18 protein-coding genes are annotated in these 24,814 nt (G+C 63.3%); 9 read left to right on the top strand and 9 right to left on the bottom strand.

The window, feature by feature from the left end:
• The first annotated feature begins 104 nt into the window (after positions 1 to 104).
• The 4 genes from HT585_RS19230 to HT585_RS19215 all read left to right on the top strand — a co-directional run bounded on the left by HT585_RS19230 (position 105) and on the right by HT585_RS19215 (position 8,316).
• Positions 105 to 362, top strand: a complete 258-nt coding sequence (locus tag HT585_RS19230; RefSeq protein WP_065780791.1) for a YMGG-like glycine zipper-containing protein — start codon at positions 105 to 107, stop codon at positions 360 to 362.
• Between the two features lie 241 nt (positions 363 to 603).
• Positions 604 to 1,833 carry an MFS transporter gene (locus HT585_RS19225; RefSeq protein ID WP_176354479.1) on the top strand — a complete coding sequence of 410 codons (1,230 nt, stop codon included), beginning with the start codon at positions 604 to 606 and terminating at the stop codon, positions 1,831 to 1,833.
• Between the two features lie 281 nt (positions 1,834 to 2,114).
• A complete protein-coding gene (locus HT585_RS19220; protein WP_176354478.1) occupies positions 2,115 to 4,028 on the top strand; it encodes an autotransporter assembly complex protein TamA in 1,914 nt (637 codons plus the stop codon).
• Between the two features lie 112 nt (positions 4,029 to 4,140).
• Positions 4,141 to 8,316, top strand: coding sequence for a translocation/assembly module TamB domain-containing protein (locus HT585_RS19215; RefSeq protein ID WP_176354477.1), 4,176 nt, complete (start codon positions 4,141 to 4,143; stop codon positions 8,314 to 8,316).
• Positions 8,317 to 8,460: 144 nt separating this feature from the next.
• Here the strand turns inward: HT585_RS19215 and HT585_RS19210 are convergent, their stop codons facing one another.
• On the bottom strand, positions 8,461 to 9,546 hold the full coding sequence (locus HT585_RS19210; RefSeq protein WP_176354476.1) for a MerR family transcriptional regulator: 1,086 nt from the start codon (positions 9,544 to 9,546) through the stop codon (positions 8,461 to 8,463).
• A 304-nt stretch (positions 9,547 to 9,850) separates the two neighbouring features.
• On the opposite strand from HT585_RS19210, the gene HT585_RS19205 reads away from it, so the two are divergent.
• Positions 9,851 to 10,642: an APH(3') family aminoglycoside O-phosphotransferase gene (locus tag HT585_RS19205; protein WP_246707803.1), complete on the top strand. Its 792-nt coding sequence runs from the start codon at positions 9,851 to 9,853 to the stop codon at positions 10,640 to 10,642.
• Positions 10,643 to 10,677: 35 nt separating this feature from the next.
• On the opposite strand, the gene HT585_RS19200 is transcribed toward HT585_RS19205, so the two are convergent.
• The gene (locus tag HT585_RS19200) at positions 10,678 to 11,175 is read right to left on the bottom strand and encodes a VOC family protein (protein WP_176354475.1); all 498 of its coding nucleotides are present in this window, start codon (positions 11,173 to 11,175) and stop codon (positions 10,678 to 10,680) included.
• 112 nt (positions 11,176 to 11,287) lie between these two features.
• Positions 11,288 to 11,722, bottom strand: coding sequence for an Lrp/AsnC family transcriptional regulator (locus tag HT585_RS19195; protein ID WP_065780784.1), 435 nt, complete (start codon positions 11,720 to 11,722; stop codon positions 11,288 to 11,290).
• A 139-nt stretch (positions 11,723 to 11,861) separates the two neighbouring features.
• Here HT585_RS19195 and rocF point away from each other — a divergent pair, with 139 nt between their 5' ends.
• The 4 genes from rocF (at position 11,862) to HT585_RS19175 (ending at position 17,021) form a co-directional block, all read left to right on the top strand.
• Complete coding sequence (rocF, locus tag HT585_RS19190) at positions 11,862 to 12,785, top strand: arginase (protein ID WP_176354474.1); 924 nt, start codon at positions 11,862 to 11,864, stop codon at positions 12,783 to 12,785.
• A 26-nt stretch (positions 12,786 to 12,811) separates the two neighbouring features.
• Positions 12,812 to 14,017 (top strand): ornithine--oxo-acid transaminase, encoded by a 1,206-nt coding sequence (gene rocD / locus HT585_RS19185; protein WP_176354473.1) that lies wholly within the window; start codon positions 12,812 to 12,814, stop codon positions 14,015 to 14,017.
• A 296-nt stretch (positions 14,018 to 14,313) separates the two neighbouring features.
• Positions 14,314 to 14,793 (top strand): chemotaxis protein CheW, encoded by a 480-nt coding sequence (locus tag HT585_RS19180; protein ID WP_025425030.1) that lies wholly within the window; start codon positions 14,314 to 14,316, stop codon positions 14,791 to 14,793.
• Between the two features lie 443 nt (positions 14,794 to 15,236).
• Positions 15,237 to 17,021 (top strand): methyl-accepting chemotaxis protein, encoded by a 1,785-nt coding sequence (locus HT585_RS19175; RefSeq protein ID WP_176354472.1) that lies wholly within the window; start codon positions 15,237 to 15,239, stop codon positions 17,019 to 17,021.
• 236 nt (positions 17,022 to 17,257) lie between these two features.
• On the opposite strand, the gene HT585_RS19170 is transcribed toward HT585_RS19175, so the two are convergent.
• The 6 genes from HT585_RS19170 to HT585_RS19145 form a co-directional block, all read right to left on the bottom strand.
• Positions 17,258 to 17,488: a formate dehydrogenase subunit delta gene (locus tag HT585_RS19170; RefSeq protein ID WP_176354471.1), complete on the bottom strand. Its 231-nt coding sequence runs from the start codon at positions 17,486 to 17,488 to the stop codon at positions 17,258 to 17,260.
• Positions 17,478 to 18,332: a formate dehydrogenase accessory sulfurtransferase FdhD gene (fdhD, locus tag HT585_RS19165; RefSeq protein WP_246707802.1), complete on the bottom strand. Its 855-nt coding sequence runs from the start codon at positions 18,330 to 18,332 to the stop codon at positions 17,478 to 17,480. Before fdhD ends, HT585_RS19170 begins: the two co-directional genes overlap by 11 nt.
• A gap of 5 nt (positions 18,333 to 18,337) precedes the next feature.
• Positions 18,338 to 21,217 (bottom strand): formate dehydrogenase subunit alpha, encoded by a 2,880-nt coding sequence (gene fdhF / locus HT585_RS19160; protein ID WP_176354470.1) that lies wholly within the window; start codon positions 21,215 to 21,217, stop codon positions 18,338 to 18,340.
• A 228-nt stretch (positions 21,218 to 21,445) separates the two neighbouring features.
• The gene (locus HT585_RS19155; protein WP_176354469.1) at positions 21,446 to 23,002 is read right to left on the bottom strand and encodes a formate dehydrogenase beta subunit; all 1,557 of its coding nucleotides are present in this window, start codon (positions 23,000 to 23,002) and stop codon (positions 21,446 to 21,448) included.
• Positions 22,999 to 23,478, bottom strand: coding sequence for a formate dehydrogenase subunit gamma (locus tag HT585_RS19150; RefSeq protein ID WP_176354468.1), 480 nt, complete (start codon positions 23,476 to 23,478; stop codon positions 22,999 to 23,001). The genes HT585_RS19155 and HT585_RS19150 overlap by 4 nt, the downstream gene beginning before the upstream one ends.
• Before the next feature lie 173 nt (positions 23,479 to 23,651).
• The gene (locus HT585_RS19145; protein WP_176354467.1) at positions 23,652 to 24,548 is read right to left on the bottom strand and encodes a LysR family transcriptional regulator; all 897 of its coding nucleotides are present in this window, start codon (positions 24,546 to 24,548) and stop codon (positions 23,652 to 23,654) included.
• Between the last annotated feature and the right edge of the window lie 266 nt (positions 24,549 to 24,814).

The following is a 24,814-nucleotide window of genomic DNA, read 5'->3' as shown; positions in this document are numbered from 1 at the left end:
TCTGCAATTGCAAGTTCAGGTGGAGAAAGACAGCCGTCTTTTTGCCAATCACTCAAGGGACGGACGAGGCGACAGGCTGACATCCGTAGAGATCGGAGAGAACAATGAAGAAAGCCATCGCACTTGTGCTGGTTGCCCTTTCGGTTGCGAGCTGCACCCAGACTGAAAAGGGTGCCGGCATCGGCGCTGTCTCGGGCGCGATCATCGGCGGCGCGATCACCGGCGACGTCCGTGGCGCAGCTGTCGGCGCTGCCATCGGTGGCGTCTCCGGCGCGGTCATCGGCAATGTCACCGAACAGCCGGGCCAGTGCTACTACCGCGACCGCTACGGCCGCCGCTACATCGACTCCTGCCCGCGCTAAGCCGCACGGACAGTCGATCGCATCGACAAGATGCCCGACGTCGAATGACAGTCAGGGCGACACGTCATCACCCCTCATGGTTCCCGCCATGAGGGGTTTTTCGTTTTCTGCCCCTATCGTCGATCTGCCGAACACACTGACGCCTGGTAACCCCATCGAACGCAGTGCCGCAGGAACCGGGTGGCCGGCGGCAACGCAATTCTGTCAGGTGCCTCGAACCACACCGATCGAGGACATCCCCATGCCCAAACCGCCTGCCGTTGCCCTACCCTCCGCGTTCAAACGCATCGGTTGGTCCAACCTTTTTGCGCAATTTTCCGAGCAAATCGCCTTGGCGGCAGCACCTCTTGCCGCCGTCCTTCTGCTTTCGGCCGGCCCCGCCGAAACCGGCTGGCTGCAGATGGCCCAGACGCTGCCGTTTCTGCTTTTGTCCATTCCGGCCGGCCTGCTCGTCGATCGTGCCTCGCGGCGAACGCTCATGGTGCTTTCGGAAATCCTGCGCGCCCTGTCGCTGGTCGCCACCCTGGTTTTGATGGCAAGCGGCATGCTCACAATGCCGCTTCTCGCGATCATGGGCTTCGTCGGGGCAATCGGAACGGTTTGCTACAATGTCGCCGCACCGGCACTGATCCCGGCGATCGTCCCACGCGCGCAGCTTGCCGATGCCAATCGCTGGCTCGAGCTTGCCCGCAGCCTCGCCTATTCTGGCGGGCCGGCGATCGGCGGTGCGATCGTCGCCTGGACCGGCGCGTCGCTTGCCTATGTCGCGGCGACCACGCTTTCCCTTCTCGCCGTCGTGCTGCTCTCCGGCCTCAGCGAACAGGAACAAGCGGCGCGATCACGGCGCGATCTGCTTCATGACCTTGTTGAAGGCGCGCGGTTCCTTGCCGGCCATACGCTGCTGCGACCAATCCTCGTGACCGCCATCGTCTTCAACACGTCCTGGTTCGTGCTGCAGGCGGTCTATGTCGCCTACGCGGTCCGCACGCTCGGATTGACGGCAACCGGTGTCGGTGTGACGCTCGGCATCTATGGAGCCGGCATGATGATCGGCGCCTATGCCGCCCCTGCCATTGCGCGCCGCATTCCCTTCGGCGCCATGATCGCGCTCGGTCCGCTTGGCGGTCTGCTCGCAGCCGTCGTCATGCTGTTGACGATCTGGTTCCCCCATGGCGCGCTTGCGGGATTGAGCTTCTTTCTGTTCGGTGCGGGACCGGTTCTCTGGTCGATCGCCACGTTGACGCTTAGGCAGGCCATCACCCCGAACGCGATGCTGGGTCGAGTTTCGGCCTTCATCACCACGGCAACATTCGGCGCAAGGCCGGTTGGCGCAGCGCTCGGCGCCATCGTCGCCACCCACCATGGCGTCAAGGCTTGCCTGGCGGTCGCAACAGTGGGTTTCCTCATCCAGTTTCTTGTTATCATCGCCTCGCAGGTTCCCAGGTTACGGGCGTTGCCCGAGCCGGCTTGACGCTGCGGCGTTGCCTCGATGCGACCATCCGATGCCCAGTAAACATCGCCCAGCAGACGTCCACGGCAACCGCCATCTCGGCTACGGCACTCGGTTTTTGTGCTGCGCTGACAACATTCCGGGTCTTTTTCAGCGAAATCGACCCGGAATCTGGGCCTCAGGGGTGGATGCGGAGCGTCGTCATCGTTAACAGATGGAAAACCTTAGGCATGCAATAGTGACCCCGCCGCATATTGAAGGCAGTTTGTATTGGGTCGCCTTAAGACGGGATGCGGAAGCGAATGTCCCCACCACGGTCGAGTATTGCGTACTGGAAGGCAGCGACTGCGCTCGCAGTTGCCGCCTCGTGCGCGCTTGGCCCCATGTCTGCGAGCAAAGCCTACGCGTTCAAGATCTTCGGCATGAAGTTTTTCGAGGGCGACGAGGACGAGGCGCAGGTCATCGACCCGGTCAACTACACCCTCACCTTTGAAGCCGGCACCGACGACAAGGAACTGAAAGAGGCGCTGGAAAACAGCTCGCAGCTGGTCCAGGGCCAGGAAAAACCGGTTTCCGGCGACCTTGGCCTTGCGATCCGCGCCCGCGACGACCGCGACCGCCTGCTGGCGGCACTCTACGAGAAGGCGCGCTACGGCGGCACCGTGGCGATCCAGATCAACGGCCAGAGCCTTGACAGCCTGCCGCCCGATCCCTCCTTCCCCAACGGCCAGCCCGTACCCGTCACAGTGACCGTTAAACCGGGTCCGGTGTTTACGCTCGGTTCGGTCAAGTTCGAAGGTGATGCCGCCGGTCTCAATCCCGCCGACTACGATCTCGCGCTCGGAACAAGGGCGGATTCGACGCGGATCATCAAGGCGGGCGAAAAGGTCGTCAACGATCTGCGCGAACAGGGACGACCGTTTGCCAAGCTGACCGAGCGTAGCGTCGTTGCCGATCACGCGGATTCGACCGTCGACGTGGTGATATCAGCGCAAGGCGGGCCGGTCGCACCCGTCGGCGAGGTCAGCGTTTCCGGAACCAAGACCGTCGATCCAGGTTTCGTGCGCGACTATTCGCGGCTCAACGAAGGCCGCCCCTATTCGCCCGAGGACATCCGCAGGGCCTCCGAGCGGCTGCGCCAGCTCGGTGCGTTCTCCAGCGTCACGATCAAGGAGGCCAACACGCTTTCGCCCGATGGCTCGATCCCGATGAAGATCGAGGTGTCCGAAGGCAAGCACCGTTATTTCGGCTTCGGCGCCCAGGTCTCGACCACGGATGGCCTCGGGCTTTCCGGCTATTGGGGGCACCGCAATCTGTTCGGCCGGGCGGAATCGTTGCGCATCGAGGGCTCGATCGACCGTATCGGCGAGACCCAGGAGCTCGACAAGCTCGACTATTCCGCCGGCATCCTTTTCGCCAAGCCCGGCGCCTTCGGTCCAACCTCGACCTTCACCGCCAGCCTCAAGGCCAACATTCAGGATCCGGATGCCTATCGTGCCAAGATCCTGACTGGTGCGGCTGGGGCGACGTTCGAGCTGTCGCCGACCGACACGGTCTCGGGTGGCGGGGAACTCAGCTGGGCGGATGTCGACGACGCCTTCGGCTCGAACTCGTACCTGACGGCCGCCATTCCGCTCGAATATGTGCGCGATACCCGCGACGACAAGCTGAACGCGACCGAAGGCTACCGTGCGCTGATCAACGCTAAGCCGAGCTACGAGATCAAGGGCCAGACCTTCTTCTCGTCTTTCGAGGCGTCGGCATCGGGTTATCACGCGCTCGGTGACGAGAAGCGGTTCGTTCTCGCCGGCAAGATCGGCGCGGGCGTTCTCGTCGGCGGCGACGGCCTGGCCGACATTCCCGCCAACCGCCGTTTCTATCTTGGCGGCGGCGGCTCCGTGCGCGGCTATTCCTACCAGGAAATCAGCCCACGCAATGCCAACAACGACCTGACCGGCGGACGCTCCTATGTCAACGCTTCGGTGGAGGCGCGCATCGCCATCACCGACACGATCGGCATCGTTCCCTTCATTGATGCCGGCACGGTATCGGCGAGCACCACGCCCGACTTCTCCGACATTCGCGCCGGCGCCGGCATCGGCCTTCGTTACCAGACGCCGTTCGGGCCAATCCGTCTCGATGTGGCCATGCCGCTCAACAAATATCCCGGCGGCACGACCTACGGCATCTATGCCGGTATCGGTCAGTCCTTCTGATTCAGGCCGGTTTCGACCGATTTCTGCGCGTGGGCGGTAAAATTAGCCCGATCGCCCGGAGTTTCCGTCGGCAAAGATTCCGCAGCGACGCAAGTTGCGTTATGGGTAGTTCATGAATCAGGTCGTCCGCTTTCTTCGCGCGACGCTGCGCTATGGCCTTTACGTGCTTGGCGCTCTCGCGGTCGCAGCCCTTCTTCTCGTCGCCTTCGTCGGCTTCACGACACCCGGCGCCCGTCTTGTCGCCTGGGCGATCGAGAAATATGCGGCCACTCCCGACCAGATCGTGCGGATCGCCGACCCCAGCCCGCTGTTAACAGGAACGTTCACCGCCGGCAGCGTGACGCTGTTCGACGGCGAGGGCATTTACGCGGAGGTTCGCGACCTCTCGCTCAACTGGTCGCCCGCGGCCCTCCTCTCCTTCCGCTTCGACGCCGCTGCGCTCTCGGCCGGCTCCGTCCGCGTCGAGCGTCTGCCTGTGCCGTCGACGGAAACCAAGGAAGTGCGCTCGACCTTCGCGCTGCCGGTCGACGTCAAGATCGACGCGATAGACCTCAAGGAAATCGTCATCGGCAAGGCAATCGCCGGCGAGGACCAGTTCCTGACCGCAAGCGGCAAGGTGAACGCCACCAATGAAAGCATCGCGCTCGCCGTCACCGCGGCGCAACGCGACCGGCCCGAAGCCCGTGCCATCGCCGACATCGTCTTCAATCCGGCCGGCAACGAGTTGAAGCTGGAAGCAACGGTCAACGAGCCCGCCAACGGCGTTCTGGCCAAGCTCCTGCGCCTGCCGAACGAACCCGCCGTCAACATCACGGTCAACGGCGACGGCCCCCTTTCGGACTGGGCCGGAACCGGAACGGCGGCGCTCGACGGCAACGAGATCCTCAAGTTCGACGGGCGCCATGTCCAGACGACGGACGGCATGCATACGCTGACGCTTACCGGTGGTGGCGGCTTCGGTTCGCTGATGCCGCCGGCACTTCGGCCGATGTTCGAGGGCAGCACCAGCATCGATCTTGCCACCGCCTTCGACGGCAAAGGCATGGTGCGCGTCGACAAGGGCACCATCTCGACCGGCGCGCTCGCACTCAGCGCGTCGGGCACGTTCAACAGCAAGGGCGACAACAATCTGCAGGCAAACCTTGCCGGCACCAACGGCGCGATCGATTTCCGCTGGCCGCTGGAAAAGGGCGAAGCCCGCACCCTGATCAACACAGTCAACCTGTCGGTGATCGGCGACGCCCAGTCGGCAATCCTCGACATCGCTGCCGATGTTGCCTCCGTCGCACTGCCGGATGTGGCGCTCGGCGCCGTCAAGCTCTCGGCTCAAAGCGACGGCTTCAACCTCGCGACACAGTCAGGCCCGATCAAGACAACGGTCGAGGTCGGCCAGGCGGGCTTCGACAATGCCGATCTCGCGCGCCTGGTCCAGGCACCGATGAAGATCGTCGGCGACATCGTGGTCGCCACGGACAGCATCGCCTTCAACCCGGTGACGATCGAAAGCCCCGGCATCGGCGGCACGGTCGAAGGCGCCTTCTCCCGGGAAACCAACACGGTCGCTGCCACCTTCAAGCTCTTCGCGGTGCCAAGCGCCCTGCCGCCGGCAGCGGCCGCGAAGTTCGACGGCACCATTGCGCTTGCCGGCAGCCTCAAGACCGGCGCCGACGGCAGCGTCACCATCGAGAACATCGATCTCAAATCCGGGACGATCGAAGCTGCCGGTTCCGTGGCGCTCGCCGGCGGCAACCTGACGGCGGATCTCAAGGGTGTCCTGCCGGACCTCGGCAAGTTGCTTGCCGATGCCAAGGGCAAGGCCGACTTCACCGCCGGGGTAACCGGACCGCTTTCCGAACTCGGCATCAAGGCGGAACTGACCTCGAGCGGCGCGACACTCGCCGGTCGCACGCTGAGCGACCTGACGATCAAGGCCGACGCCACCGCGAACCAGAGCAGCCCGCAGGCCAAGCTGACGGCAACCGGAGCACTCGACGGCCAGCCGATCGACGTACGTGCCGACGTCGTATCGAAGGACGGTCGCACATCGATCCCGGTGCTCGAAGCCAGGATCGGCGAGAACACGCTCAACGGCGCCATCAGCTTCACGCCCGACTTCAAGCCGGATGGGACCGTCGATTTCAAGCTTCCGGACCTCGGGCTGCTTGCCGCCATGGCCGGCCAGAAGGCGTCCGGCGATCTCGCCGGCTCGGCCGCGATCAAGACGACCAACGGCATCACCTCGATCGTGCTCAAGGCTGGCGGCAGCGGCATCAAGCGCGGCGACCTGACGATCGCCAAGCCGACGGCCGACATTACCATTGCCGATCTGTCGGCGCTGGCGATCAAGGGCAGTGTGCGGGCGGAGACGATTGCGCAAGGGCCTAACCGGGTTTCCGGCTTGAGCCTCGACTTCACACAGCAGGCCGGCAAGACCGGCTTTGCCATCGACGGCAGATATGACGGCGGACCGCTGACGGCCAAGGGCGATCTGACGAGTTCGAACGGCCGCACGGAAATCCGCCTTTCCTCCTTCGGGGCAACACCGAGACAGATTGCGCTGAAGCTCGCGGCACCCACCGTGATCGTGATCGAGAAGGGCACCGTGCGCCTGAATGCCCTGACGGTCCAGGCATCGAGGGGCACGATCGCCGTCAGTGGCACCGCCGGCGAAAAGCTGGATATCACCGCAAAGCTCAACGCCCTGCCGGCTGCACTCGTCAATGCCTTTGCCCCCGATCTCGGCGCGGAAGGCACGATCGCCGGCACCGTCGACGTCGACGGAACGGCAGCGGCACCGCTCGTCGCCTATAACCTCAAATGGTCCGGCGCCTCGCTTTCGGCGGCGCGCAGCGCAGGCGTCGGCGCCTTCGACATTTCAGCCGACGGCAGGTTTGCCAACAACCGTGTGACACTCGACACCACGCTGTCGGGCGCCGGCGGTCTCTCCTTCAGGGGTGGCGGCAATGTCGATATCGGCGGCAACATGCCGATATCAATGAGGTTCAACGGTAATGTACCCTTTGCGCTGATTGCGAACCTGATGGCCGAGCAGGGCTTCACCCTCACCGGTCAGGCGGCCGTCAATCTCACGATATCAGGATCGGCCAAGGCGCCGCAGATTGCCGGAACGATCACCACCTCGGGCGGCCGCCTCGTCGACGTCCGGCGCAACCTCGCACTCAACAATCTGACAGCCAACGTGGCGCTCGACGGCAGGCAGGCGACGATATCAAGGCTTTCCGCCAACCTTGCAAGCGGCGGCTCGGTCGAGGTCACCGGCACCGTCGGTACCGTTGCCGGCTCCGGCTTCCCGGCCAACCTGACGATCCGGCTCAACAACGCCAGCTATGTCGACGGCACGCTGTTCAACGCCCAGCTCGCCGGCGAGATGACCTTGACGGGTCCGCTGGTCGCCACCCCGACCCTCGGCGGCAGGGTAACGATCCGCAGGGCAGCGATTACCATCCCGGAAAAACTGCCGACCTCGCTGTCGGCGATCGACATCAAGCACAGGAATGCACCGCCCAAGGTGCAGCAGATGGCGAAGGACCTGCGCAGGGACGAGAGGCCGGCAGGCGCCAGTGCCAGCGGCGTCATTGCCTTCAACCTTGGCGTAACCGCCAATCAGGTCTTCGTGCGCGGACGCGGCATCGACGCCGAACTCGGAGGCGATCTGACCATCCGCGGCACGGCCGTGCAGCCGACGATCTCAGGTGGTTTCGAGATGCGCCGCGGCCGCCTCGAAATTCTCGGCAAGCGCCTGACCTTTACCGACGGCACCATCGGCTTTGGTGGCGACCTGATTCCGACGCTCGATCTCAAGGCGACCTCGACTTCCGGCGCGACGACCATCACCGTCAGTGTCGCCGGTTTCGCCAACAATCCGCAGATCACCTTCTCGTCGTCGCCGGCCCTGCCACAGGATGAAATATTGGCGCAGCTGATCTTCAACCGCTCGCTGTCCAACCTCTCGGCGTTCCAGATCGCCCAGCTTGCGTCGGCCGTCAGCCAGCTGGCGGGCGGCGGCTCGACCTCGCTGCTCGATGGTCTGCGCAACAAGCTCGGCGTCGACGATCTCGACGTCACCACTGACGAGAAGGGCGGCGCCTCGGTGCGGGCCGGCAAATATCTGAACGACCGCACCTACATCGAACTGCAGCAGGGTTCGGACTCAGGCTCCAGCAAGGCCGTGATCAATCTCGATGTCGGCAAGGGCGTCAAGCTCAAGGGCTCGGCCGCCGGCGACGGCTCGGCATCAGGCGGCATCTTCTTCGAAAAGGAATACTGAGCCGCCAGGTGAACGACGTCGCCTCGGCTGTCGCTGCGCCTGCTTTCGCCATAACGAACAAGCCACGGATCGAAAGCGATCCGTGGCTTGTTCGTTATGGCCTGCTGACTCCAACTGGCCCGCGACCGGTTCGGGGTCTGCGCCTTACAGCGCCGGGCGAAAGTAGATACCGCTGAGCTTGCCATCGGAGGTGAGCGTCAGTCCGCATTCCAGAGTTCCCTTGTCGAACCGCACATCATACACGTCGGAGCCTTCCTGCAGCACGCCCTTGAACACAACGGCCTGCAGTTGCCCCAGACGGTCGAGTTCTGCCTTGACGATCGGCGCCTGCTCACGCGCCACTGCCGCAAGTGCCGGCATCATTGCGTCATAGTCGGGCTCGCCGCGCTGATGCTCGGCAATGAGGCGGCGAAGCAATGCCTCGCTGTTGGGAAACGGAATCTTGTCCTTCACCCGTTTCTCCAGATCGTCGGCAACGGCGCGCGCCCTTCTCTCGTCGATGCGCTTCGCCGTCTGTTCGTAGCCGCCCTGGTGCAGGACCACGCTTTCCACGTCACCCCGGTCGTTACGGGTGAAGGAAAGCTGCGCCTGGACGACCCGGTAGAAGAACAGGTGGTCCGCTTCAGGATAGATGTCGATCGCGCTCTGTCCGGTCAACTGTGCCATCAGTCCGCCGTCGCGACAGATGATGCTGAGCACGTCACCTGTCTCGAACTGGAAGTCGCCGACAACGGAGCCGTGTTTGTCGGGCTCGAAGCGAACTTCCGTCCGCGGCCGTGCCTGCTCGTAGCGTCGCCATGCGACGGTGTCCGGCGATAGATCGGTCATCCTGGTCTCCTTGGCAAGCGTGATGAGTTCGCTGATCGAGACGGCCTGGCCGCTCGATATCTTCTTGAGCGCAGCGCCGACCAGCGACAGGCTGTGCTCGACCCGGTCGCGCAGATCGGCGAGCGCGGATTGCTGGATCGTCAGCGTCTGGCCGAGATCCGGCGCGGTGCCGGCAAGCAGAATGGTGATCCGGGTCAAGCTGAGGCCGAGACGCTTCAGGGCGAGGATCTCGGTCAGCCGCGCGATTTCCGCGCCGCCATAGAGCCGCCAGTTCTTGTCCGTCCGGCGCGGCGCGATCAGGCCCCGGTCTTCATAGACGCGCAGCGCCCTGACCGTCAGGCCGAGACGTTCGGCGCATTCGGCAGCGGTCAGAAGGGGGTCACGGTTTCGCTTGTCGCTCATGAAAGTCTCCTGCCATCGTCTTCTAAGGTATGACCCTAGGTTCGGCTCAAGCGGTATTTTGTGCGGATTGCATCGAGATTGCGCGAGGAATGAACGCATTGCTGCCGGGCCGACATGGTTTTTGCACAATCCCGTCCCTACATGCCCTCCCACCACCGTTGCGTGTTTTCATGCCTTGAGCCCATGGGGTTTAGCGTTGAAAACACGCGCAGTTTCACGATGCTACGGCGAGCTGCCTGCGTCCAGGAGGACAAGCAGGGCTCCCGTCTGCACTTTCGGCACAACGCATAGCTTCAGGTGTTTCTTGTCTCTTCAGCTTCCCGATATCGATCTTCCGCCTGATTTCGCACCGCTGCTCGACGGCTATTCCTGGCGAAAGGACAGTCTTGGCCAGTCGGAATCGAGCGTCTTCCTGTTCGGCGCCGAAGCGCGCCCTCCTCTGGTTCTGAAGGTCGAGCAGTCCGGTCCCTTCGACGAGCTTGGCGACGAGGCCGAGCGGCTCGAATGGCTGGGCAAGCAGGGGATGCCTTGCCCGCGCGTCATCGCCCGCGACGTATACGCACGCCGCAACTGGCTGCTGATGGAGGCGGTCGACGGCGTCGACCTTGCCTCCAGCACCCTTGCTGCGTCAGAACAGGTCGTCCTCCTTGCCGAAGCGGTGCGTCGCATGCATGCGCTTGACGCCGAGACGTGCCCCTTCGACCACAGGGTCGGCGCACGCGTGGCGGCCGCCAAGCTGCGCGCAGAGGCGGACGTGATCGATGTGACCGATTTCGATGAGGCGCGGCTTGGCAAGACCGCTGAAGAATTGTTCGTCGAGCTTCAAGCCAAAATCCCGCGGGAAGGAAAACTGGTCGTCACCCACGGCGACGCCTGCCTGCCAAACGTCATCGCCCGGGACGGTCGCTTCGCCGGCTTCATCGATTGCAGTCGTCTGGGCGTTGCCGATCCCTATCAGGATCTCGCGCTGACCTGCCGCAGCATCACGTATAATCTCGGGAAGGAATGGGTTCAGCCGTTTCTCGATCTTTACGGCATCCGTCGCGCCGATCCGGAAAAACTCGACTTCTACTGCCTTCTCGACGAGTTCTTCTGAACGCACCGAAGCAAGGGCGACATGGCCCGCGCCGCCTATGCGGCGTCGCGGGCCTCAAGGTTCAGATCGACGATATCGGCATCCCCGAAATCGATATCTTCAAGGGCATTGAACAGCGCCCAGATATGGCCGAACGGATCGATGAAGGCGCCGACGCGGTCTCCGGTCGACAGCGTCTCGGCCGGGTTCCTGAGTGCAGCCCCCGCCCCGATCGCCCGGCCGATGACCCGGTCGACGTCCTTCACATGCAGTTCGAGAATGACCGCCGTGGTGCCAAGCGCGTGCGGCGACCTTGGCCCGCCAAGCTTCGGCTCGGCGTCACGGCGCGGATTGGCACCGGCAATCCTGAAGACGGATTCGCCGATCCTGAGATCGGCGCTGGTCAGGATGCCGCTCGGCCATTCATGTCGCTGGACCAGTTCGGCGCCCAGCACATCGCGATAAAAGGCAATGGCGCGGTCCTCATCGCCATGCCGGACAAAAAGCTTCACACAGATCTGCCGATCGGCCAGCCTGCCGCCATTGATGACCATGACATCCTCCAATCTCGGGTGAGGCGCACATCATATACAAAGAAGAGAACAAATCAAGAACAATCAGCTCACGGCGATGCTTTTCGCAGGCCGCCCGGCGCGCCCAGAACGACTAGAATGCGCCCGTCAGCTTGCTCGTTTTCAACAGGATGTTCGTCTCCGTCACGGTAATGCCGTCGATCAAACGGATCCGCCTCAGGGTCTCGTCGAACGACACCAGGTCCCGGTCCTCGAGTTCGGCGATGAAGTCCCAGCGGCCGTTGGTGCTGTGCAGCGCTCTCACCTGCGGCAGACCGCGCAACTGTTCGGCAACCCGGTCGGCCATCTTGCCGTGCACCTCGATCATCACCACGGCACGCACCCCAGAGGCTGGAATTTCCGATCCGGTGCGGATGGTGAAGGCGGCGATCGTGCCGTTGGCCACAAGCCGGTCGATGCGGGCTGCAACGGTAGCGCGCGAGACGCCGGTGCGCGCCGAAAGGGTCGAGACCGGCAGGCGGGCATTCTGGCGCAAGGCGCTGATCAGCGCCTGGTCAAGGTCGTCCATAGCTCTCACTTTGTAAAATCGGACTTAGCAATCTGTCGATCTTATCTCTCCAATCGACAGTTTTCCATCTTTTTGCTGTCACGCGTTTTGACGATAATCCGCGCAACTCACGGGAATCACCAGGAAGGAACGGGCTGATATGACGACCATCACGCTGATCGGCGCACCCATCGAAGAAGGTTCTGGACGACGCGGCGCGGCCATGGGGCCGACGGCGCTCCGCATTGCAGGTATCGACACCGTTCTGCGTGACCTCGGGCACACCGTCTACGACGAAGGCGACGTCAAGCCGCTGCCGGCGCGCGACCTTGCCAACCATTCAGGCGCCAACAACCTGCAGATCGTCGCTGCCTTCGCCCGCGCGCTGCACGACTCGGTTCATGACACCGTGCGCAAGGGCCATTTTCCGATCATTCTGGGCGGCGACCACGCGCTGTCGATGGGCAGCGTTTCCGGCATGGCGCGTTACGCCGCCGAAGTCGGCCGTCCGTTGTTCGTGCTCTGGCTCGATGCCCACGCCGACTTCAACTCTCCGGCCACGTCGCCATCCGGCAACATGCACGGCATGCCGGTCGCCTTCTTCTGCGGCCAGGCCGAGTTCACCCCGATCCTGCCGGCGGACCGGCCGATGGTCGATCCGACCAAGGTCTTCCAGGTCGGCATCCGCTCGGTCGATGACCGCGAGCGCGAAGAGATCGCCGAACACGGCGTACGCGTCTACGACATGCGCGCGGTCGACGAGCTCGGCATGGCGCACATCATGCGTCATATCCTCGACGAGGTCCGCTCGGCCAACGGCCTCCTGCATGTCAGCCTCGACGTCGACTTCATGGATCCCGAGCTGGCACCCGGTGTCGGTACCACCGTGCCCGGCGGCGCCACCTTCCGCGAAGCTCACCTGATCATGGAAATGCTCTGGGAAAGCGATCTCGTCTCCTCCCTCGACGTCGTCGAACTGAACCCGTTCCTCGACGATCGCGGCAAGAGCGCGCGTGTCCTGGTCGAGCTGACCGCGAGCCTTTTCGGCCGCCGCGTCCTCGACCGCCCGACCCGCAGCGCCTGAAGTAGAAAAATAACGGAGGACGACGGATGAACACCACAGCAGCCCTGATCGAAACCGAATACCGGCTCGGCGCACACAACTACAAACCGCTCGACGTCGTGCTTTCGCGCGGCGAAGGCGTCTATGTCTGGGATATGGAAGGCAATCGCTACCTCGACTGCCTGTCGGCTTATTCCGCCGTCAACCAGGGCCACTGCCACCCGAAGATCTTCCAGGCGATGATGGAGCAGGCGCAGAAGCTGACGCTGACGTCGCGCGCCTTCCGCAACGATCAGCTCGCGCATTTCTATGAGGAGATCGCGGCGCTCACCGGTTCGCACAAGGTGCTGCCGATGAACTCGGGCGCCGAAGCCGTCGAGACCGCCGTCAAGGCCGTGCGCAAGTGGGGCTACGAGGTCAAGGGTGTGGCCGAAAACAAGGCCGAGATCATCGTTTGCTCCAACAACTTCCATGGCCGCACCATGGGCATCGTCGGCTTCTCGACCGATCCGGACGCGCGCACCGGCTTCGGCCCGTTTGCGCCCGGTTTCAAGGTCGTGCCCTTCGGCGACATCGACGCCTTCCGCGCCGCAATCACCGAAAACACCGTCGCCTTCCTGGTCGAGCCGATCCAGGGCGAAGCCGGCGTGCTGGTTCCCACACCGGGCTATTTCCCGGCGGTCCGCGAACTCTGCACCAGACATGGCATCACGCTGATCCTCGACGAGATTCAGACCGGCCTTGGCCGCACCGGCAAGCTGCTGGCCGAAGAACACGAAGGCATCGAAGCGGACGTGACCCTGATCGGCAAGGCGCTTTCGGGCGGTTTCTACCCGGTCTCGGCCGTGCTTTCGAACTCGGAAGTCTTGGGCGTCCTCAAGCCCGGCCAGCACGGCTCGACCTTCGGCGGCAATCCGCTTGCCTGCGCCATCGCCCGCGCGGCACTCAAGGCCCTGACCGAAGAAGGCATGATCGAGAACTCGGCGCGCATGGGCGACCGCTTCCAGAAGGGCCTGACCGACATCCGCTCGAACATCATCAAGGAAGTGCGCGGACGCGGCCTGATGCTGGCGGTCGAGCTGGTGCCGGAAGCCGGTGGCGCCCGTAAATATTGCGAAGCGCTGAAGCAACTCGGCATCCTTGCCAAGGACACCCACGGCGACACGATCCGCATCGCACCGCCGCTCGTGATCACCGCCGAGCAGGTCGATTGGGCCGTGGAACAGTTTGCCAAGGTTCTCGCCTCCGCCTGATCTTCAGCCATCGCAGCATTTTCCCTTGCGCCCCGGCATCATCAGGGGCGCAAGTGGTATTAGCACTTGCAAAAGCAAGTCTTAACGAATCCCGGCCTATAGTCCCTTCCCAAAGCGCAAAGCGGTTCCTCCGCGCATGATGCAGCTGCGCCCCGCCGGATGTCGTCGGCGGACTTTTGAAAACGCTCCCCATCGGCTCAATGGCCGCGCCAGCCGCGACCGCACCGCACGGAGATGTAACGAGTTTGGCGGTGTCGCGCCTTGTGGCGTCGACCGGAAAGCTGGAAGGACCTTCGATGACAAGCACACTCAGGACGGCTGGTTTCGACGGCGAGACGCTGGAAATCATCGCGTTCCGCCTCCACGATCAGGAATTCTGCGTCAAGACCACCACGATCCGTGAAATCCGTGGATGGGCCCCCTCGACCCCGATCCCGCATTCGCCGCCCGAGGTCATCGGCGTGATGAATCTGCGCGGAACCGTGATCCCGATCATCGACCTGGCTCACAAGCTCGGCATGAAGTCGACCACGGCCAATGAGCGCAGCGCCATCGTCGTTGCCGAAGTGCACAACATGGTGATCGGCCTGGTGGTCGATCGCGTTTCCGACATCCTCACGGTCCAGGGCAACCAGGTACAACCGGTTCCGGAAGTCACCGCCTCCTTCGACAAGAGCTTTGCCGAGGGCATCATCGCCAATGAGAACGGCATGATCTGCTTCCTCAACCTCGCGCGCATGTTCAAGGAACGCGAAGTCGAGGAAATGGCCGCCTAACAACAGGGCAGGTCACCGTATCGGAGCCGCTTTGCCGTTGGGCAAGGCGGCTTTTTTTGTCCGCCTCGTCCGGCTTCAAAGCGTCGCGGGCGATTCGTAAACGACAAGTTGCTAATTCAACCTATAAACAGCATGCAAGTTTTCACAACTCAAAACTGATAATTGCTATTTTAACAGATGCTTAATAATCCTGATACTAACGTAGATTGCATAAGCAACACGTCATGGGCATGAACGCCCACGAGTTCGAACTCCCCCGCAGCAAGAAAACGCTGACCCCGATTGGGCCGGCGGACGACGGACCAGACAATTTTCGGCATGCCGGCATTTGTCCTTGTCCCCGGAGCCTGCGCCGCTTTCGGCCCCGCACGCCCTGTCGACACCGCACGTAACGAGTCCCGGCTTTCCGCTTGAAACAACAAGAACCAAATCAGAGGGTAATCATGTTCTCTTTCGGACGGAGCCTGGATTCGCGCCAGATCGTCGCCGCGCTGTCAAAGTCGCAGGCCATGATCCAGTTCGATCTCACGGGAAAAATTCTGACGGCCAACGAAAACTTCTGCCAGGCACTCGGCTACACCCTGCAGGAGATCGTCGGCCAGCACCACCGCATGTTCTGCGCACCGGATTATGTGCAGACGCAGGAGTATCGTGATTTCTGGGCCCGGCTTGGACGGGGCGAATTCGACGCCAATGCCTATAAGCGCCTGGCCAAGGGCGGCCGCGAAATCTGGATCCAGGCGACCTACAACCCCGTCTTCCACAACGGCAAGCCCTACAAGGTCGTGAAGTTGGCAAGCGACATCACCGCCGCCAAGATCAAGGCGAATGAGGATGGCGGCAAGCTCGATGCCATCTCGAAATCGCAGGCAGTGATCGAATTCACCCCTTCGGGCGAGATCGTCACCGCCAACGAGAACTTCTGCAACGCGCTCGGCTACAGCCTGAAGGAAATTCAGGGCAGGCATCACAGCATGTTCTGCGATCCGGCCTACGTGCAAGGCTCTGAGTATGCCGAGTTCTGGAAGAAGCTGGCTGCCGGCGAGTTCATCTCCAACGAGTTCGTGCGCTACGGCAAGAGCGGCAAGGAGATCTGGATCCAGGCGGCCTACAATCCGATCCGCGACACGAACGGCAAGGTCTACAAGGTCGTCAAGTTCGCAACCGACGTCAGTGAGCGCATGGGCGCGATCAAGGCGCTCGGCGATGGCCTTCAGGCGCTTGCCGAGGGCGATCTCACCCACAGCCTGCCGACGCCCTTCGTTCCCAGCATGGAAGCGGTACGCACCGATTTCAATGGTGCGATCGATCGGCTCTGTCGGGCGATGCGGACCGTCGGCGACAATGCCAACGCCATCGCTTCCGGAGCGCGCGAGATCCGCTCGGCCGCGGACGATCTTTCCAAGCGCACGGAGCAGCAGGCCGCCTCGGTGGAGGAAACCGCAGCCGCCCTCGATGAGATCACCACGACAGTCGCCGACAGCAGCCGCCGCGCCGAGGAGGCCGGCGGGCTGGTTGCCAAGACCAAGGCGGGAGCCGAGCGCTCCGGCAGCGTCGTCAAAAGCGCCATCGGTGCGATGGATCAGATCGAGCAATCTTCACGCGAGATCTCCAACATCATCGGCGTCATCGACGACATCGCCTTCCAGACCAATCTACTGGCATTGAATGCCGGCGTCGAAGCGGCGCGTGCCGGTGAAGCAGGCAAGGGGTTTGCCGTCGTCGCCCAGGAAGTCCGGGAACTTGCCCAACGCTCGGCCCAGGCGGCCAAGGAGATCAAGGCGCTGATCACCACCTCCAGCGACCACGTCAAGAACGGCGTCTCGCTTGTCGGGCAGACGGGGGCAGCACTTGAGGAAATCCTGGTCCAGGTACAGGAGATCAACCTCAACGTCTCGGCCATCGTCGAGGCCGCCCGCGAGCAATCGACGGGATTGAAGGAAATCAACCAGGCGGTCAACCAGATGGATCAGGCCACCCAACAGAATGCCGCCATGGTGGAAGAAAGCACTGCTGCGAGCCACAACATGTCGCGGGAAGCAGAGGCCCTTCACGCCTTGCTCAGGCAGTTCCAGATCGGCCAGGAGACGGCGCAAATCGAGATGCCGCGCTACGGCGAGGATCGCCAGCAGACAACGCGCATGCACACACCCGCCCGCACCCTGCGCGGCGGACAACGACAAGCCCTTGCCGTCGCACCAACGAACGACGGATGGCAGAATTTCTGAGCGCAATCCCTGCACCCCGCGCTCAGGAATAGGGGAAGGCAGCGACCGGTCGCTGCCTTCCCTCCTATCTTCCGAAAGGATCTGATCATGCCGCGTGGCGATCCTCGATCTGCATCCATCAGCCTCAGCAGATGCGAACGGGCAAAGCCGGCGGTTTCAGACCGGCGCTTCGGCTTGATCAGGACAGGAAAACGTCACCGCCCGGTCGCGGGGCCAAGCTTTGATCGGCGCAGTCCTCATGCCGCCTGCGGGCGCTTGATCTTCGGGGCCGCTTCGAGCACCAGCGGGCTCAGGCCCTCGCCACCGCCATCGATATGCTGGAACAACTGCCGCCGCATGCGCGGCTCCCAATATTTGTTGATATGCGTTGCAACGCCCTGGGCGGCCTCGTCCTGCGGCTGGCTCTTGAAGAAGGTGGCGATCTGGTTCGCCATGTAGATCAGCTTGGCATTGGTGTCATGCGACATCGGCAACGGCTCCGGACTTGATGCGTTCGGCATGGGTGAAAATCTCGAATTCGTCGCCACGCACAAGTGCTATCAGCGTCATGCCGGCGGCCTCTGCCGTGCGGATCGCAAGTGCCGTCGGCGCCGAGATGGCGATAATGACCGGACTGCCGACGACAGCTGTCTTCTGCACCATCTCGACGGAAACGCGGCTGGTGACGACGACGGCACCGTCAAATCCGCGAAAACCGGCGCGAGCTGCGGCCCCTACAAGCTTGTCCAGCGCATTGTGACGGCCGACATCCTCGCGCACCGCGATCAATCCCCTGCCCGGCACGTAGAATGCGGCACCGTGCACGGCGCGCGTTTCGAAATGCAGCGGCTGCTGGCCGTTCAAGAGCGCGACCGCCTTGACCACGTCTTCCTCAGACAGACGAAGCGTCGAGGCAGAAACATCCGGCGTCGGTCGCACCGCCTGCTCGAGCGATTCGATGCCGCAGAGGCCGCAGCCGACAGGCCCCGCCATATGGCGGCGGCGCAGGCGCAGCATGTCGTTCTGCTCGTCCTTCAGCGTAATCTGCAGGTCGATGCCGAGATTGCCTCCCACGTCGTCGGATATGGCCTCGATCGCCTCGATCTGGCCGGGGTCTGCGATGATGCCCTCGGTCAGGCTGAAGCCGACGGCGAAATCCTCGAGATCGCCAGGTGTGGCCATCATCACGGCATGGGTCGACCCGCCGAAGGTGAAGGCGACGGGCGTTTCTTCCGGAACGACACGAGAACCGTCCCTCCAGGTTCCAGCGCGCAGGGCGGCCTCCGGCACGGTCTTCGACAGCTGGAACTTCGGCATGGATGGCCCGGCCATGAAGACTACTCCGCAGCCTCCAGCTTGCCGGCGATACGGCGCGACTGCCGCGCCTGCTCGTCATAATCCTGCTGCCAGTCCGATGGCCCGTTGGACGGCATCACCTGAACCGCGGTCACCTTGTACTCAGGGCAATTGGTCGCCCAGTCGGAGAAATCGGTGGTAATGACGTTCGCCTGCGTCGTCGGATGGTGGAAGGTGGTGTAGACGACGCCCGGCGCCACCCGGTCGGTGATCAGCGAGCGCAACGTCGTCTCGCCGGCGCGGCTGGCGAGCCTGATCCAGTCGCCATCGCGGATGCCGCGCTGCTCGGCGTCGTGCGGGTGGATTTCCAGCCGGTCTTCCGCATGCCAGACGACATTGTCGGTGCGCCGCGTCTGAGCGCCGACATTGTACTGGCTGAGAATGCGGCCGGTGGTGAGCAACAGCGGGAAGCGCGGACCTGTGCGCTCGTCGGTCGCCACGTATTCGGTGCGGATGAACTTGCCCTTGCCGCGCACGAAGCCGTCGACATGCATGATCGGCGATCCCTCGGGATGCTTCTCGTTGCACGGCCACTGCACCGAGCCCATCTTCTCCAGGTAGTCGTAGGAGACGAGCGCAAAGCTCGGTGTCGTCGCGGCGATCTCGTCCATGATCTCGGAAGGGTGCCGGTAGTTCCAGTCCATGCCCATCGCCTGCGCCAGCTTCTGGGTGACTTCCCAGTCGGCATAGCCGTTCTTCGGCGTCATCACCTTGCGCACCCTATTGATGCGGCGCTCGGCATTGGTGAAGGTGCCGTCCTTCTCGAGAAAGGTCGAGCCCGGCAGGAACACGTGGGCATAGTTGGCCGTCTCGTTGAGGAAGAGGTCGTGCACCACGACGCATTCCATCGCCGCAAGGCCGGCGGCCACGTGCTTGGTGTCGGGGTCCGACTGCAGGATGTCCTCGCCCTGGATGTAGATGCCCTTGAAGGTGCCGTCGACGGCGGCATCCAGCATGTTGGGGATGCGCAGCCCCGGCTCGTTGGAGATCTCGACACCCCAGAGCTTCTCGAAGGTCTCGCGCGTCGCATCGTCGGAGACATGGCGGTAGCCCGGCAACTCGTGCGGGAACGAGCCCATGTCGCAGGAGCCCTGCACGTTGTTCTGGCCACGCAGCGGGTTCACGCCGACGCCCGGCCGGCCGATATTGCCGGTGACCATGGCAAGGTTGGCGATCGCCATGACCGTCGTCGATCCCTGGCTGTGTTCGGTAACCCCGAGACCATAATAGATCGCGCCGTTGCCCCCGGTGGCAAACAGCCGGGCGGCGCCGCGCACGAGATCGGCGGGAACGCCGGTATAGGCTTCGGTCGCCTCGGGGCTGTGATAGGGCTCGGCGACGAAGCTCGCCCAGTCCTTGTATTCTGACCAGTCGCAACGCTCGCGGATGAAGGCCTCGTTGGCGAGCCCTTCGGTGACGATCACATGCGCAATCGAAGTGAGGATCGCGACATTGGTACCGGGCTTCAGCGGCAGATGATAGGCCGCCTCCACATGCGGCGAACGCACGATGTCGGTGCGGCGCGGATCGATGACGATCAGCTTGGCGCCCTCGCGCAGCCGCTTCTTCAGCCTTGAACCGAAGACCGGATGACCGTCGGTCGGGTTGGCGCCGATGATGACGGCGACATCGGTGAATTCGACCGAATCAAAGTTCTGCGTGCCGGCGGAGGTACCGAAGGCCTGGCCGAGACCATAGCCGGTCGGCGAGTGGCAGACGCGGGCGCAGGTGTCGACATTGTTGTTGCCGAAGCCGGCGCGCACCAGCTTCTGCACCAGATAGGTCTCTTCATTGGTGCAGCGCGACGAGGTGATGCCGCCGACGGATTCGCGGCCGTATTGGTACTGAATGCGCCGGAACTCGGCAGCCACATGCGCATAGGCCTCTTCCCAGGTGACTTCTCGCCAGGGATCGGAGATCTTTTCGCGGATCATCGGGTTGAGGATGCGATCCTTGTGGGTAGAGTAGCCATAGGCAAACCGCCCCTTGACGCAGGAATGGCCGCGGTTCGCCTGACCGTCCTTCCACGGCACCATGCGCACAAGTTCCTCGCCGCGCATCTCCGCCTTGAACGAGCAGCCGACGCCGCAATAGGCGCAGGTGGTGACGACCGAATGTTCCGGCTGGCCGATCTCGATCACCGATTTTTCGGTGAGCGTCGCCGTCGGACAGGCCTGTACGCAGGCGCCACAGGAGACGCATTCCGACGACATGAAGTCTTCGGCCATGCCTGCAGACACGCGGCTGTCGAAACCACGGCCGCCGATCGTCAGCGCGAATGTGCCCTGCACCTCCTCGCAGGCGCGCACGCAGCGCGAACAGACGATGCATTTCGCCGGATCATAGGTGAAGTACGGGTTGGATTCGTCCTTCGGCAGCCACTTGGCGTTGATGTCGCCATTGTTGCGCGCCTTGACATGGTTGTCGCCGTCATAGCCGTAGCGCACGTCGCGCAGGCCGACGGCGCCGGCCATGTCCTGCAGCTCGCAATCGCCATTGGCCGCGCAGGTCAGACAGTCGAGCGGGTGGTCGGAAATATAGAGTTCCATCACCCCGCGGCGAACGTCCTTCAGCCGCGGTGTCTGGGTCGATATTTCGAGCCCCGGTGCCACCGGCGTGGTGCAGGAGGCCGGCATGCCGCCCCGGCCCTTGATCTCGACCAGGCAGAGCCGGCAGGATCCGAAGGCATCCATCATGTCGGACGCACAGAGCTTCGGCACCTCGATGCCGGCATCCATCGCCGCGCGCATGATCGAGGTGCCCTCGGGAACGGTGACCTCGCGGCCGTCGATGGTCAGCGTCACCATGGTTTCAGAGCGGGAGGCCGGGGTGCCATAGTCTATTTCATGAATGAGAGACATGTCGGGCCTCCTGAGAATTGTTGTTCAAGGGAGCGGACTTACCCAGCTCTGCCTCGCAGGCGAGTATCCGCCCCTCATCCGGCTGCCGCCACATTCTCCCCGCCGGCGGGGAGAAGGGAGATGCCGCACCCTTTCGGTTCGCCTCAAACGCCACGTGAGCCTCGTCCCCTCTCCCCGCATGCGGGGAGAGGGTTAGGGTGAGGGGCAAATTTCGAAGTGCTACCGCCATCATTCCGCAGCCTCCACCAATGGAGCCGGCTGAAAATCATCCGGGAAATGCGTCATGGCGCTGACGACGGGATAGGGCGTGAAGCCGCCGAGCGCGCAGAGCGATCCGAACTTCATCGTGTTGCAGAGATCGGCGAGCAGTTCGCGGTTACTCTCCGGCTCGATGCCGGCGGCGATCTTGTCAGCCACCTCGACGCCACGGGTCGAGCCGATGCGACAGGGCGTGCACTTGCCGCAACTTTCGATGGCGCAGAACTCCATGGCAAAACGTGCCTGCTTCAGCATGTCGGCGGTGTCGTCGAAGACGACGATGCCGGCATGGCCGATCAGCCCGTCCCGGGCGGCGAAGGCTTCATAGTCGAACGGCGTGTCGAACAGGGCGCGCGGGAAATAGGCGCCGAGCGGACCGCCGACCTGTACGGCCTTGACCGGCCGGCCGCTTGCCGTTCCGCCACCGATATGATCGATGATCTCGCCGAGCGCCAGACCGAAGGCGGTTTCGAACAGGCCTGAATGCTTGACGTTGCCGGCGATCTGGATCGGGATCGTTCCGCGCGACCGGCCCATTCCGAAGTCGCGGTAGAAGGCGGCACCCTTGTCCATGATGACAGGAACGGAGGCGAGCGAAATCACGTTGTTGATCACGGTCGGACAGTCGAACAGGCCCTTGTGTGCCGGCAGCGGCGGTTTCGCCCTGACGATGCCGCGCTTGCCCTCGAGACTGTTGAGCAGCGCCGTTTCCTCGCCGCAGACATAGGCGCCAGCGCCGGTGCGCACTTCCATGTCGAAGGCACGGCCCGAGCCGAGCACCGACGGCCCGAGCACACCTGCCCGGCGCGCGATCTCGATCGCTTGCGCCATGGTGGCGATTGCGTGCGGATATTCGGAGCGCGTGTAGATGAAGCCCTTGGTCGCACCGGTCGCAAGGCCGGCGATCGCCATGCCCTCGATCAGAACGAAGGGATCGCCCTCCATGATCATCCGGTCGGCAAAGGTACCGCTGTCGCCCTCGTCGGCGTTGCAGACGATGTACTTGCGCTCGCCTGCCGCTTCCAGCACCGTCTTCCACTTGATGCCGGTGGGAAAGCCGGCACCGCCGCGGCCGCGAAGGCCGCTTTCGGTCACCTGGGTGACGATTGCCATCGGCTCCATGGCGATGGCGTTCTCAAGTCCGCGAAGACCACCATGCGCGCGGTAATCGTCGAGCGACACGGGATCGATGACGCCGCAGCGGGCAAAGGTCAGACGCGTCTGCTGCTTCAGGAACGGAATATCCTCGGTCTTCCCGAGACAGAGCGCATGGCTTCCACCTTCAACAAGGCCGGCGTCGATGAGTGAGGCTACATCGCGCGCCTTCACCGGCCCATAGGCGACGCGGCCTCCCGGCGTCTCAACCTCAATCAGCGGCTCCAGCCAGTGCAGGCCGCGCGAACCGTTGCGCACGATGGTGACATCGAGGCCGCGTCCGGCAATCGCGTCCTCCATCGCCTTCGCCACCTTGTCGGCGCCGAGCGCCAGGGCTGCGGCATCGCGGGGGATGTAGATCTTCGTGGTCATCGGCGCGCCTCCGCAACGAGAGCGTCGAGATCGTCGGCATCGACCCGGGCATGCACCTCTCCGTCGAACATCGCGGAGGGTGCGCAGGAACAGAGCCCGAGACAGTAAACCGGCTCCAGCGTCACCGCGCCGTCGGGCGTCGTCTCGTGAAAGTCGATGCCGAGCAGGCGCTTGGCACTTTCGGCAAGCTGATCGCCGCCCATCGACTGGCACGCCTCGGCGCGACACAGCTTCAGCACATGGCGGCCGGCAGGGTGCTCGCGAAAATCATGATAGAAGGAGAAGACGCCATAGACCTCGGCGCGCGAGAGGTTGAGTTCCCGCGCGATTACCGGCAGACAGTCCTGCGGCACGTAACCGAATTCGTGCTGGATCTCATGCAGGATCGGCAGCAGCGGCCCTTCGAGCCCCTTCAGTTCCTCGACGATCGCAAGCGTGCGTCCGGGCACGTCGCCACGCGGCTGGTGAATGTTCACTCGGGGAGCCCTCCCGGCTCGCGGCTGCGGCGCCTCTTGTGCAGATCGCGCTCAGCTCAAATTGGCATCGCCAGGGAAGGCCGTTTCCTCCACGTCCATTCCCATGAATAAAAAGCTTCGCGCTTCTCGCCGAATGGGTCAATAAGGCTGTTTCGTTGGTCGATAGAAAAAATCTATTGAACTTGATTTCGCTCGCCGAGAATACGCGCTTCATGCAAAAGCGCCGACACCAGCGGCGTGAATGGTTCACGATGCGTCGCAACCAGACCAACGGTGTGGTGGGCATCCGGTTCGACGATCGGGATCATCCTGATATCCTCGTGAAAACCGAATGATTTCGCGACGTTGAAGGGCATGATGCTGGCCCAGCGACCGGTGCGTACATGGGAGAAAAGCACGATCATCGAATTCGATTCGAGTGTCGGCTGCGCGACGACGCCGGCCTCGGAGAAATGCTGGTTGATGATCCGGCGGTTCTGCATATCGGCGGTCAATAGACAAAGCCGAATGTCGCTAACCTCCTTCCACGTCACGCTTTCGCGATCGGAAAGCGGCGTTCCCGCGGCGGTTACGAGGTGATAACGCTCGATCTGCAGGGGGACGCTGGTCACCCGCCCGAGCGGTTCGTTCTCCAGGTAGGTGAGGCCCGCGTCGATCTCCAGGTTTTCGAGCAGCGCCAGGATCTGCAGCGACGTGGTCGACAACACCGAGAAGGTCACGTCGGGATGCTTCTCCTGAAACGGCGCGGTGATCATCGGCACCATGGCAAGCGTCGTCGGGATCGCCGCCAGGCGGATATGGCCTGACAGCCCCTTGCGCGCCGTGCGCATCTCCTCGCGCATGGTTCGAGCATCGCCGACGATGCGGCGGGCCCATTCCAGGACACGTTGCCCTTCCGGTGTCAGCCCTTGAAAGCGCGAGCCGCGGCTGACGAGCATGACGCCGAGCTGGTCTTCGAGCTGGCGGATTGCCGCCGACAGTGTCGGCTGCGTCACGCCGCATTCGAGCGCCGCCCGACCGAAGTGTTTTTCGCGGGCGAGCACCAGGAACATTTCCAGCTTGTCGATCATGCCTGCCCTTTGGTGTTCTTGAGTTTGAACCTCACACGGGTGTCCTCGCGTTTGCCCCTCACCCTAACCCTCTCCCCGCGGGCGGGGAGAGGGGACGTGCCCCGATCCCTGCCCAAGAGCGATCCCGGCCAAAGAAATCCAAACGGTGCCACAACATTCGTCCCCCATTCAGCGGGCGGAAGGGACCGGGAGCGTGCCGCACGCCCCTTCGCCCCGCTGGCGGGGAGAAGGTGCCGGCAGGCGGATGGGGGGCATGGCCTTGAAAG

Source organism: Ensifer oleiphilus (genome assembly GCF_013371465.1).
GTDB classification, from domain to species: domain Bacteria; phylum Pseudomonadota; class Alphaproteobacteria; order Rhizobiales; family Rhizobiaceae; genus Ensifer; species Ensifer oleiphilus.
Note: the sequence above shows the minus strand (reverse complement) of the source record. Positions and strands in the feature narration are given on the sequence as shown.